The following is a 14,245-nucleotide window of genomic DNA, read 5'->3' as shown; positions in this document are numbered from 1 at the left end:
TAATAACTTAAATTAATCTAAAAATTTAAAGTTATCAAACAACTGCTATTTAGTAAATATATGTAAAAAAGGATTTTTCTTATATTTGAAGAATAATCGAATATTCACATTTAGCTGCTATGTTAACTAAGAATATCATAATATTGCCCATTAACATTCATTATACTCGCAAAAAATAAAAGTTATTAACACGAAACCGTTTTCGTAACTTTTTAGCTTTGTACAAACCATTGTTAACACACCTTTTTACATATTTTTAACAATTGAAATTAAATTAACTCAACTTAAATTAACAATTTATGAAGATTACATTCCTAAAAAGTCTGTTAGTTCTCGGTGCATTTTTGTGCTTTGGATCCATGCAGGCACAAGAAGTATCTGGAACTGTTTCAGATGCAAGTGGACCTTTACCAGGAGCAAGTGTTCTTGAAAAAGGAACAACGAATGGTACGCAAACTGATTTTGACGGTAATTACACATTGACCGCTGAAGAAGGTGCTGTACTTATTGTTAGTTATATCGGCTACAAAACTCAAGAAGTAGCAATTAACGGTAGAACTTCAATCAACTTCACTTTAGACGAAGATGCTGAAGCATTAGAAGAAGTTGTAATTATCGGTTACGGTACTACAACTGTTAAAGATGCAACTGGATCTGTAACAGCTGTAACAGCTGATGATTTTAATGGCGGTAACATTTCTTCTCCTGAACAATTAATACAAGGTAAAACTGCCGGTGTTAACATACAGGAAACTAGTGGTGAGCCAGGTGCAGGTATTCAGATCAACATTAGAGGTTCTAACTCTGTACGTGCAAATAACAATCCACTATTCGTAGTTGATGGTGTTCCATTAGGCGGTGGTAATACTTCACCACAAGGTGAAACTGGTTTTGGACAAAGTGCCGTTAAAAACCCATTGAACTTTATCAACCCTAATGATATTGAAAGCATCAGTATATTAAAAGATGCATCTGCAACAGCTATTTACGGTTCTAGAGGTGCTAACGGTGTTGTTATCATTACTACTAAAAGTGGTAAAGGAAACAGCAAAGGTGTTTGGGACTTTTCAAGTTCTTTGAGTATTGCTAAGGCAGCAAATACTTTTGACCTTGCAAAGCCTTCTGAATTTTTATCTGGTGTTACTGCTGTAGGTGGTAATGCAAGTGCTGTTAATTTCGGAGCTAGTACAGATTGGCAACAAGTTGTATTAAGATCTACCGCTTCTCAAAACCAAAACCTTTCTTATTCTAAGAACTACGGTAGTGGTAACGTAAGAGCAACATTCGGATACGGAAAACAATTTGGTATTGTTGAAAATTCTGATTTAGAAAGAATTACTGGTAGAGTAAATCTTAACCAACGTTTCTTAGATGATAAATTAGTTCTTGGTGTTCAAATGTCGATCGCTAGAATTAATGATTCTCAAGCACCAATTAGTGCTCAAGCAGGAGCTGCAGGTGATGTTTTAGGTGGTGCTTATGCAGCAAACCCAACATGGCCATCTAATTCTAGTTTTAATGCAGGTGGATTAAACGTAAATCCTCAGAATGCTTTAGACAATACACAGAATATCACCAATACTGATAGATATTTACTTAATGGTTCGATTCAGTACAACTTTACTCCTGAGCTTTCTGCAAAATTAAATGGAGGTTTAGATATCGCTGAAGCATCTAATACTTCTGTAGTTTCTAGAGATATTATAAACCTTAACGGTGTTACCGATATAGGTCGTGGTAACTACGGAGTTTTAAAAAGAGACAACAAAACTTTTGAAGCTACTGTTAACTATAATAAAGAATTTGAAAACTCTAACCTAGAAGCTTTAGTAGGTTTCGGTTACCAAGATTTTCAAACATACGGGTTTAACGCTGGTGGTAGAGGTTATTCAACTAGTGATTTAAATGCAATGGGTAGAGACCTTAGAGGTGCTGTAAATGATTTGCAGAATGCTGTTTCAGGTTCTTACCAACAAGCTTATTATGCTCCTAACACAGGTGGTGTTTTAATTAATAGATTGTTACCAACAGTTGTTGCACAAGAGGGACTAGGGTCAACTTTAGACAGCCCAGTAACTTCTGTATATACTGATTCATTCGATAACACAGATGAACTACAATCTTTCTTTGCAAGATTGAACTACTCTTTAAATGACAAATATTTATTTACAGCAACGATGAGAGCTGATGGTTCTTCTAGATTCGGACCTGAAAACCAATATGGTTACTTCCCTTCTGGAGCTTTCGCATGGAAAATGAATGAAGAAGATTTCGTTGGCGAGAACGTATCTACTCTTAAATTACGTTTAAGTGCAGGTATTACTGGTAACCAAGATGGACTAGGATATGGAAACTTCGTAGCTAGACAACGTTTTTCTGGTTTATCTGTTCAACAAAATCTTGATATAAATAATAATGGTACTGCAATTGTTGCTACCGATAGACCTGATTTAAAATGGGAGTCTTCTTTCAACTTAAACGCAGGTTTTGATTTCGGATTTAACAATGATCGTTTAAGTGGTAGTATTGATGTTTATAGAACCGAAACTACTGACGTTCTTTTACAAACGCCACCTGCAGCACCTGCTGTGGATCCTTTCCAATTCCAAAACGTTGACGCTAGTATTATTAACCAAGGGGTTGAATTGGCATTATCTTACGATTTCGTAAGAAGTGATGACGCAACATTCTCTGCAGATTTCAATATTGCTTACAACAACAACGAGGTTCAAAACTTCGAAGGTCTAATTGATACGGGTGCAGTAAACGGTCAAGGTTTAACAGGTGCATTTGCGCAACGTTTCGCTTCTGGTCAATCTTTATATTCTTACTACCTACCAATTTTTGAAGGTTTTGATGGCAACGGAAATCCAACTTACCAGGACGTAGATGGAAATGGCGTGGGAGATCCTTTTGCAGATAAAACTTTTGTTGGCGAAGATGCTTTACCTGATATTACTACTGGTTTAAGCTTAAACTTGAAAGTAAAAGATTTCGATGCATCTGTATTCTTTCAAGGTCAGTTTGGCTTCTCAGTATATAACAACACTGAAAATGCCTATTTTACTGCTGGCGCACTTAACAACTCTAGAAACGTTACTCAAAATGTATTAGGCAATGGAGAAAATCCTGAAGCTTCAGCTGATGCTTCAACTCGTTTCTTAGAAAAAGGGGATTTCGTTCGTTTCCAAAACGCAAGTATTGGTTATAACGTTCCATTATCTGGTGAAGGCGCTTTAAGTTCTTTACGTTTTTCATTAACAGGTCAAAACCTATTTTTGATTACAGATTACAGTGGTTTAGATCCAGAGGTTACTTCTAATACCGGTGATTTAGATTCAGGTGTACCATCAAGAGGTATTGATTATGGTTCTTACCCAAGACCAAGAACTTTCACTTTTGGTATTAACGCATCATTTTAATTAAAAAAAATTGTATATCATGAAAAATAATTTCAAAATATTAACGCTTTCTATTCTATCGTTGGTAGGGGTTTCTTCCTGTACCGACCTGGAAATAGAAGAAACAGATTCTATCATTTCTGAAGGATTTCAAGGTTTAGCCGACCCTTCTTCAACTGTTACGAATCTATATGGTTCTCTTGCTGGTCAATATGCCGGACAAGACAACTACTTTGCCCTTCAAGAAGTAACTTCAGATGAACACTTAATCCCTACCCGTGGTGGTGACTGGGGTGATAACGGACTTTGGAGAGTATTACATACTCACGATTGGAACGGACAACATGCCTTTATTGTTAACGTATTTCAATTATGGAACGGTAATCAACTACAAGCTTCTCAAGTTTTAGATTCAAGAAGTAACCCATCTGCAACCAACATTGGTGATGCAAGCTTCATTAGAGCTTATAGCATGTGGGTAATTCTTGATAATTTCGGTCAAGTACCTTATAGAGATACAGCATTACCTTCATCTTCTGTACCTGAGGTATTAACTGGACAAGCTGCTGTAGATTTCATTCTTGCAGATATTGAAACTGCTATTGCAAATGCACCAGCTACTGCTGCTGTAAGTGGAGATACTAGCTTAAGAGCAAGTAAAGCTGCAGCTAGATATTTAAAGGCTAAAGTTCTTTTAAACAAACATATTTATTTAGGTGGTTCCCCCGATTCTGGTGATATGGCTGAAGTTATTTCTTTAGTTGATGCTATTACAGCTGACGGTTACGCTTTACAAGATGGTTATTTTGACCTTTTCTTACCAGACGCTGATTCTGAAACTATCTGGTCTCTAGAAGCGAATACTATTAATAAAGTAGTAATGGGTCTTCACTACAACAACACCAGTATTCAAGGTGGTGGTTGGAACGGTTTTAGTACTCTTGCTGAGTTTTATGACCTATTTGAAGGAGATTCTGAATCTAACGAGTTAGATGCTTCTCAAAACCCTGCAGATGGTCAAGAAGAGCGTAGAGGTGGTGTACCAACTATAGGTACAACATTTGCTGATCAACCTTATGCTGCTGAAAATGATGGCTATGTTGACGGATCTAATGTTGGTTATGGTTTTCTTATCAACCAACAATATGATTTAGATGGTACAGCATTAGAAGATAGACAAGGTGCGCCACTTACTTTTAAAAGAGATTTTAAAGATGGTGCCGGCGCAGTTAACTTCATTAATAATGATGAAACTACAGGTATTAGAATTCAAAAATACGCTGCTAGAAATGGAAATGCTTCTATAGGTCATCAAATTGTATTTAGATATGCAGATGCTCACTTAATGAAAGCAGAAGCTATGTTTAGAAGCGGTGGCGATCCAACAGCTATGATTAATGATTTAAGAACAATACGTAATACTGAAGAGTTGTTAGGTACGGTTTCTGAACAAGACATCTTAGATGAAAGAGGTAGAGAGCTATACCAAGAAGCTTGGAGACGTAACGATTTAATTCGTTTCGGTCAATTCGGTAGAGATTGGTTATTCAAAGCAGAAGGAACTATTAATAATGACGATTATAATGTGTTCCCTATTCCACCAGCACAATTGCTTGCAAATCCTAATTTGGTTCAGAACCCAGGATACTAAGCATATATAAATTTAAGTTTAAGTTGAAAAGGCCTCCAATTCATTTTGGAGGCCTTTTTATTTTCAACATCTAATAACAATAGTAATCAGCACGCATTATACGCCGTCTGAATGATGAAGGGTTAATTTAAGCTAATGCATTCAATAGCAATGCAAGCTCAAAAAGTCACCTACTAAACACTCGTTTGGGTAATATGAAAAACTGAATACTACTGAATTCGTCTTTGAAGAATAAAAAACTGGGCATATCCATTCTATTTTATCAACTTATAGAATGACTATTGATAACAAATAATCAATGCTAACAAATACGGACAAAAATAGTTTTGTAAGACTTAATAGTATCTTTCTTGGAATTTACTACTAGCCGTATTATACATTTTTTGACAGAGCAATGGTTATACAAAATCATTGACAGTCTATAGAAAATTTAAACACATCTATCTATTTCAAATACCTACGTTACTAAAGACCAATTATAGCGAAATGCTTTAAAGCAAATAGGTCTAATAACATCAATAAATGACTTTAACTTTAAAAAGAACATTTCATTAAGTAAAAAAAATAAGTTGATGTTATTATTCGAACATGAAAAAAACGCAACATTCCTTTATCGCTTTTGCACAAAGGAATGTTGCGTTTTCAATACTATTACAACACCATTAAATCTCAAATAATTTAGAATAAACTTCTAAAAATAAGAGCTACAATCTATAATGGATTATGATATCTTATCTAAAAATAATATAAGTGCTTATTACAATAAGTGTAATAATTAAACCTACTGGCTTTACGTACTTCCAATTTGTAATATCGACCTCATTTGTATACTCCTGTACATAATCACTTTCTCTAGGCTTTAAATAACCTATTACCAACATTAAAATTATTGTAAGCACAAAAGTTATTGCTTGTACATGCAACATGTGCGGTAACCATTCTACCCCAAGACCTCTTTGCATAAATATGTATATTACGTAAACTACAACTGCAAATACAATTCCTGCTTTGGCAGCTATTGCCGGCACTCTTTTAGTTAAGAAACCAATAACGATTGCTGATAAAATTGGAATACTATACGCTCCATTTACTTGTTGCAAATAACCAAAAAGTCCATCAGAAGCATAATACAGAAAAGGAGCTAAAATCATTGAAAACAATGCAAGTAAAACACCAAAACGTTTTCCAATTTTAACAACTTTAGTTTCAGAAGCATCTTTATCGATGTACTCTTTATAAATATCTAAACCAAATAACGTAACACAACTGTTTAAAGCACTATTAAAAGAACTAAGTATCGCTCCGAACAGTACAGCTGCAAAAAAACCAACCAAAGTAGCCGGTAAAACTGCGGCCACTAATTTAGGATAGGCCTGATCTGCTTTTTCCAATTGACCATCGAACATATGAAAAGCAATGATACCAGGTAAAACAACAATTAACGGACCTAATATTTTAAAGCAAGCGGCAAGCATTACTCCTTTCTGACCTTCTTTCAAGTTTTTTGCCGCCAGAGCTCTTTGTATTATTTGTTGATTGGTTCCCCAATAAAATAATTGTACCAAAACCATACCTGTAAATATCGTAGCAAAAGGTATACTCGAAGATTCTGAACCTATGGCATTAAACTTTTCAGGATGTTGAGCGGTAAGCTTTGAAAGCCCTCCTAAAAGACTATTATCATCACTAATTGCATAAAGTCCAAATATTGGTATCAACAACCCACCGATCAGCAAGCCAATTGCATTAATACTATCAGAAACCGCAACAGCTTTTAAGCCTCCAAATATGGCATAAATACTACCTATTATACCTATACTCCAAACACATACCCAAATTGATGCCCATTCAGATATTCCCAACTTGGCAGGCAAATCAAACATTCCACTTATAGCTAAAGAACCAGAATACAAGACAATAGGTAATAACACAATGGCGTATCCACTTAAAAACAAGCCCGATGTCATTGCTTTCGTTGTCTTATCAAACCTTCTTTCTAAATAAGTTGGTATAGTACTAATACCTCCTTTTAAATACCTAGGTAACAAATATATAGCGCATATTACCATTGCAATAGCTGCCAAGGTTTCCCAAGCCATTACTAAAATTCCATCACTGTAAGCATTACCGTTTAGACCAACAATTTGCTCTGTAGATAAGTTGGTTAATAACAATGATCCCGCTATTACTCCCGCTGTTAAACTACGTCCTCCTAGAAAGTAACCGTCAGAAGTTTGTTCGTTTGTTGATCTTGTTGCGAAATATGCAATTACGGCCACCAAAATGGTAAAGCCTAAAAAAGATAAAATTCCTATCATTGGTTGAGTTGTTTGTTGTTAAGTCAAGGTTAAATATATTGGATTATTTCCATTACTTCTAAAAACTTGGCGCAAAATCTCATTATTCATATTAATCGACCGATCCTATAACGTTTTCTTTAAATTTTAACGCTGACTTTTACTAAATAAGCTTAACAAATAGTAGGTATTTGGCTATATTGCAAATTAATTTTGAACGAACTATTATACAGGTTACTAACTCAACTTTAATAGCTTACAAAATAACTCAAAGTGCTATTTCAAACATACTCAAGAATGAACTCTAATTTGCTTAAACTAAGCTGTATTGGTTTATTTTTCTCTCTCTTATATTCTTGCGGATCTAAAGAAGATGCAAATACATCAGAAGAAAAAAAAGAACCAACATTATTCACCTTATTACAACCGGAAGAAACAGGTATTTCATTTGTAAATAAAGTTGCCAACTCAAAAGAATTCAACATATTTAAATACCGCAACTTTTATAACGGTGGTGGCGTTGCCATTGGAGATATTAATAATGACGGATTATCGGATGTTTTTCTGACCGGAAACATGGAGCCAAACAAACTTTTTCTTAATAAAGGCGATATGAAATTTGAAGATATTTCGGAAACTGCCGGAATATCAGGAAATAAGCCTTGGTCTACTGGGGTTGTTATGGCAGACATTAATAATGACGGATTTCTAGATATTTACGTTAGTAATGCCGGTAATATGGAAGGTGACAATCATGATAACGATCTTTACATTAATAATGGCGATGGCACTTTTTCTGAAAAGGCCCATGAATATAATTTAGCAGAAACAGGTTTTTCTACTCATGCATCTTTCTTCGATTACGATAAAGACGGCGATTTAGATGCCTACATTCTAAATAACAGCAACATTCCTGTAAGTAGCCTTGGTTATGCAGAACAGCGTGAAGTAAGAGCTCAAGATTGGGAAGGTGTACCAAAAATATTTAGAGGCGTAGGTGATATGCTTTTAAGAAATGACAATGGAAAATTTGTCGATGTTAGTGAAAAAGCTGGCATTTATGGTAGCCTTATAGGTTTTGGGCTTGGCGTTATGGTGGTAGACATTAACAATGACCTGTATCCAGACATTTATGTTTCTAATGATTTTTATGAAAGAGACTACCTGTACATTAACAACCAAGACGGTACTTTTAGAGAAGAGGTTCAAAAATGGACGAATCACTTAAGTTTATCGGCTATGGGTGTGGATATGGCCGATATTAATAATGACGGACTTACAGATATCTTCATCACCGACATGCTACCTGAACCAGATCAGCGTGTAAAATCTGTTATGGAATTTGAAGGTTATAATATTTTCAAACTAAAGCAGAGTAAAGATTTTCATCAACAGTACATTCAAAATACTTTACAACTGAACAACGGAAATGGTTCATTTTCTGAAATTGCCTACTACAGTGGCGTTGAAGCTACCGATTGGAGCTGGTCTGGACTTTTATTCGACATGGACAATGATGGTTTAAAAGATATTTATATTACCAACGGCATCAATCATGATCTTACCGATTTAGATTTCGTTGATTTCTTTGCGAATGAAATCATTCAAAAAATGGCTTTGACTGGCAGAAAAGAGTCTATTGATTCTATCATTAATAAAATGCCTGTTACTCCCCTACCGAATTATGCATATCGAAACAATGGCGACATTACCTTTAGTAATTACAACAAACAGTGGGGTTTTGAAATACCTAGTCGCTCTAATGGTTCTGCATATGGTGACCTAGATAATGATGGAGATTTAGATCTTGTGGTCAATAACGTGAATATGGAGACTTTTGTTTACCGTAACAATTCCGAAACGCAATCTACAAACAACTATATCAAGTTAAAATTCGAAGGCGCCGATGGTAATAAATTTGGAATTGGTACCGTTGTACGCCTATACTACCCAGATAACATTATCGACCAAACACTGATGCCTTCAAGAGGTTTTCAGTCTTCAGTAGACTACCCGATGACTATTGGTTTGGGAGCTACAAAAGTTTTAGACTCTATTCGTATTATATGGCCTAATGACGCAACCACTAAATTAAAAAACGTAAAGGTGAACCAAACCATTACATTTAAACAAGAAGAGGCAGAAGATATATTTAAAATCAAAAAAACAGAAACCCCTACTCTTTTAGAAGCTATAGACAGTAATACCTTTTTGACCCATAAAGAGAATAGCTATATGGATTTTGATAACGAGGGATTAATTTCTAAATCATTAGCAGAAGAAGGACCTGGTTTAGCAGTTGGTGACGTAAATGGAGATGGAAACGATGATATTTTTATTGGCGGAGCAAAGAATCAAACTGGTGCTTTATATCTACACAATGGTAATGGATCGCTTTCTAAACCTATTGTAAAATATTTTGAAGCGGAAGCCTTACTAGAAGATACCACTGCCTCCTTTTTTGATTCAGATAATGATGGCGATTTAGATCTTATGGTCGGTACCGGTGGCAACGAATTAGGCATGCAAGGTTATTACGGAATTCGACTTTATCTAAATGACGGTAAAGGCAATTTCTCATTAAGCACATACAAATTACCGAATATTAATAAAAATGTTGCCGTAATAGCTCCGTCAGATTTTGACGCAGATGGTGATATTGATGTTTTCGTTGGTTCAAGAAGCGTTGTAGGCACTTATGGAATAAATCCTGACCACCTATTTCTTTTAAATAACGGAGACGGAACTTTTACCGATATTACAGAGCGTTCTGCTTATGACCTAAAAGATGCCGGCATGGTTACCGATGCTAAATGGATTGACATTGATGGCGATGGCAAAGATGACTTAGTAACCGTATCTGATTGGGGTAGCCCAAAAATCTACAAAAACTCTGGCAGAAGACTTAGCGACTCAAAAAGTTCTTTAGACAGTCTTAGTGGTTGGTGGGGAGCAGTTGAAGGGTATGACCTAGACAACGATGGCGATCAAGATCTAATTTTAGGTAATATGGGTAGTAACCTCCATTACAAACCAAAACCTGGTCAACCCATGAAAATGTGGGTGAATGATTTTGATAATGATGGCACTATAGAACAGATTACTACTCAAAACTACGATGGCGGCGATTATCCTCTTCATCAAAAGAAGGAATTAACAACCCAAATTCTTGCATTGAAGAAGAAAAATATTAAAGCTTCTGAATATGCTTCAAAAACCATTCAAGAGCTATTTCCAAAGAACATTATAGACAATACTATATTAAAGCAGTCAAACATCTCTGAGTCTATAATTGCCATAAACGATGGTAATGGTAACTTTACTATTAAAATACTACCCCCTCAAGTTCAATTTTCATGTATTTGTGGCATTCAATGTCTTGATGTCAACAAAGACGGAAACTTAGACTTAGTTATGGCAGGGAACAACTTCGAGTTTAAACCTCAATATTCAAGACTAGATGCTAATTACGGAAATGTTCTTCTTGGCGATGGTAAATTAAACTTTGAATGGCAAAATTATTCCGATAGTGGTTTCTTTATCCGCAATGAGGTAAAACAATTAAAAATAGTTAAAGACAAGAAAGGGAATCAATTCATTATTACAGCAATCAATAACGACACTCCAAAAATGTATCGACTACATGAAAAATAACATACTATACCTATGTTTATTGATATTAGCCATTGGTTGTACTGAAAATTCTGGCGAGTTGTTTGTAAAACATTCTACAGAAGAAACAGGTATAACTTTTGAAAACACACTTACAGAATCTAAAGACCTTAGTATTTTAGATTACCTCTATTTTTATAATGGTGGTGGTGTCGCAATTGGCGACATCAACAATGACAGCCTACCTGATATTTATTTTTCAGGTAATCAAGTAAAGAATAAATTATACCTAAACAAAGGTAATTTACAATTTGAAGATATTACCGAAACAGCAGGTGTCCAAGGCAATAGCTCTTGGAATACAGGTGCCATAATTGGCGATGTTAATGGTGACGGACTCCTAGATATTTATGTATGTGCTGTTGTGGGCCTTAACGGATTCAATGGTTATAACGAGCTTTTTATAAACCAAGGTGATGCCACTTTTAAAGAAAGTGCTGCCGAGTATGGACTGGATTTTGAATCGTACAGTTCTTCAGCTGCTTTTTTAGATTACGATTTAGATGGCGATTTAGATATATATCTTCTTAATCACGCCATACACACGCAAGACTCTTATGGCAATGCACAAATTCGTTACAAAAGGGTATATGAAACAGGCGATAAACTACTACGCAACGACAATGGTAAATTTGTAGATGTCAGCGAAGAAGCTGGTATTTATGGAGGTATAAATGGATATGGCTTAGGAATTGCTGTTTCTGATTTTAATCAAGACGGTTATCCTGATTTGTACATCGGCAACGACTTTCATGAAGATGATTATTACTATTTAAATAATGGTGACGGTACATTTAAAGAAAGCCTTAAAGAAGCATTTGGGCATACCACTAGATTTTCGATGGGTAGCGATGTTGCTGATATTAACCATGACGGTCTACCAGATTTAATTTCTTTAGACATGTTGGGTAAAGATGAAATCGTCTTAAAATCATCGGAAGGTGATGATGATATTCAAATTCAAAAAATGAAGACCGAGACTTTTGGCTATCACAATCAGTATACTAGAAATATGCTTTCTGTGAACCAACCAAACGGTAAGTTTTTAGAAACGGCATTGCAGAGCGGAGTAGCCGCAACAGATTGGAGTTGGAGTGCGCTATTCGGTGATTACGATCAAGATGGTGAGCAAGATTTATATATAAGTAATGGTATACCGAAAAGACCGAACGATCTTGACTACATCAACTATATTTCGAATGAAAATATTCGGTCAAAAATAAACACTACCAACCTCGTGGATCAAAAAGCACTTAAAATGATGCCTTCTGGTTTTATTGGCAACATGATTTTTAAAGGTGCAGCAGACCTTCAATTTATAGATGAATCTAAATCTTGGATCGCTCAAGACACTATTATTTCCGGGGCTACTGCCTATAGCGATTTAGATAATGATGGCGATTTAGATTTGGTAACCAACAATCTATTTAGTGTTGCAAATATTCAAGAGAACACAACAAACAGCAAACGCAACTGGCTAAAAATTAAACTGAACTTTTCTGATAAAAACAAATTCGGCATTGGCACCAAAGTATTTTCATATGCCAACGGAGTTCAACAATTTAAAGAAATGTATACCGTACGCGGATTTCAGGCTTCTTCTGAACCGATTATACACTTTGGGTACGGAGAACTTAATACAATTGATTCGTTGAAAATCATATGGCCAGATAAAAGCTATCAATTAGTCAAAAATATCGACGTAAACCAAACACTTTATCTTAGTCCTGATAAAGTACAACTTTTCGACTATTCTTCTTTACGCCCTAAACAGCAGAACCTATTTCAAAAAACATCAAATAATCTAGGCATAAACTACACACACATTGAAGATGCCTACAGCGATTATTTGCGCCAAAAGCTGATTCCCTATCAAATGTCAGATAGAGGTCCTGCCGTGAGTGTTGGTGATTTAAATGCAGATGAAAAAGACGATATTTTCTTCGGAGGAGCTAAATTTATTCCGTCTCAGATTTACATTCAAGGGGATTCCACCTTTCAGTTAAAAAATTATCCTGAAATTAAAAAAGACAGTATTAAAGAAGATATCGCTTCATTAATAGGTGATTTCAATTCAGATGGTAAAAACGATATCATTGTTGGTACTGGCGGGGCAGATTTCTTTAATGAAATGAAGCCATTAACTGACTCGTATTACGTGGCTGGCGATAGTACTTTTGCTCAAAAAGAATTTCCTGAGATGTTCGAAAATGCATCTGTTCTTTTAAAGCTAGATTATGACCACGATGATGATTTAGACATTATAATTTGCAATCAATCTATCAGTGCCGATTATGGAAACAAACCTAACAGCTATGTTTTAGAAAATGAGAATGGAAATTTCAAAGTAATCAATAATCCTTTTGAAAAATTAGGAATGATAACAGACGCTATTGTTACCGATTTTAATAATGATGGTTGGGAAGATTTATTATTTGTCGGAGAATGGATGTCGCCTAGATTTTTTCAAAACAATCAAGGTGAATTTGAAGAAATACAGCCATTAGATAATAAAGACATGAACGGCTTGTGGCAGGCTGTTACTAGTTTTGACATTGACGGTGATGGAGACCAAGACTACCTTTTAGGTAATTGGGGAATGAATACTAAGTTTACTGCATCACAAAAGCATCCGATGAAAATGTATTACGGTGATCTTGATAAAAACGGAGCAACAGAAACTATTGTCAGCACCTATAAAGAAGGCAAAGACTACCCCATAGATGGATTAAAAGAATTGTCGAGTCAATTGGTTTCTCTTCGTAAAAAATTCAATACCTACAGTTCTTTTGCAGGAAAATCGATGGAAGAAATTCTTGGTGAGGATATGTTACCTAATGCAGAAATTCACGAAGTACATACCCTAAGTTCTGGTTACCTACAAAACAACGATGGTAAGTTCACTTTTGTACCTTTTAGTTATCAATTACAATTGGCACCCATTATGTCATTTTTAGAATATGACTTTAATGGCGATAACAAAACCGAAGTACTAGCTGCCGGAAATTATTTTGGTGTAAAACCATATCATGGTCGTTTTGATTCTTTTCCAGGAGCATTGATTAGTACTGGCAACAATGTTACCTTAGCGAATGAAATAGGACTCGATTTAACAGGAAAATCGATTCGAAGCATGAACATTATAAACTCAAACAACAACACATACCTTTTGCTTACTTTTAATAATGAAGCAGCAGAAGTGTATAGCATTCTCAAACCATAGT

General features: G+C 35.3%; 5 protein-coding genes. 4 read left to right on the top strand and 1 reads right to left on the bottom strand.

What is annotated here, in order from left to right:
* Positions 1 to 299 precede the first annotated feature (299 nt).
* Positions 300 to 3,422, top strand: a complete 3,123-nt coding sequence (locus QSV08_RS18410; RefSeq protein WP_324025163.1) for a SusC/RagA family TonB-linked outer membrane protein — start codon at positions 300 to 302, stop codon at positions 3,420 to 3,422.
* Between the two features lie 19 nt (positions 3,423 to 3,441).
* Entirely contained in the window at positions 3,442 to 5,052 is a 1,611-nt protein-coding gene (locus QSV08_RS18405) for a RagB/SusD family nutrient uptake outer membrane protein (RefSeq protein WP_324025162.1), read from the top strand.
* Between the two features lie 731 nt (positions 5,053 to 5,783).
* On the opposite strand, the gene QSV08_RS18400 is transcribed toward QSV08_RS18405, so the two are convergent.
* Positions 5,784 to 7,370 (bottom strand): solute:sodium symporter family transporter, encoded by a 1,587-nt coding sequence (locus tag QSV08_RS18400; protein ID WP_324025161.1) that lies wholly within the window; start codon positions 7,368 to 7,370, stop codon positions 5,784 to 5,786.
* 276 nt (positions 7,371 to 7,646) lie between these two features.
* Here QSV08_RS18400 and QSV08_RS18395 point away from each other — a divergent pair, with 276 nt between their 5' ends.
* Positions 7,647 to 11,003 carry a VCBS repeat-containing protein gene (locus QSV08_RS18395; protein WP_324025160.1) on the top strand — a complete coding sequence of 1,119 codons (3,357 nt, stop codon included), beginning with the start codon at positions 7,647 to 7,649 and terminating at the stop codon, positions 11,001 to 11,003.
* The gene (locus QSV08_RS18390; protein WP_324025159.1) at positions 10,993 to 14,244 is read left to right on the top strand and encodes a VCBS repeat-containing protein; all 3,252 of its coding nucleotides are present in this window, start codon (positions 10,993 to 10,995) and stop codon (positions 14,242 to 14,244) included. The genes QSV08_RS18395 and QSV08_RS18390 overlap by 11 nt, the downstream gene beginning before the upstream one ends.
* The last annotated feature ends 1 nt before the right edge of the window (position 14,245 follow it).

This window comes from Maribacter sp. BPC-D8 (assembly GCF_035207705.1).
Classification (GTDB): domain Bacteria; phylum Bacteroidota; class Bacteroidia; order Flavobacteriales; family Flavobacteriaceae; genus Maribacter.
The sequence above is the reverse complement of the archived record's forward strand: the minus strand, read 5'-3'. Positions and strand labels throughout refer to the sequence as shown.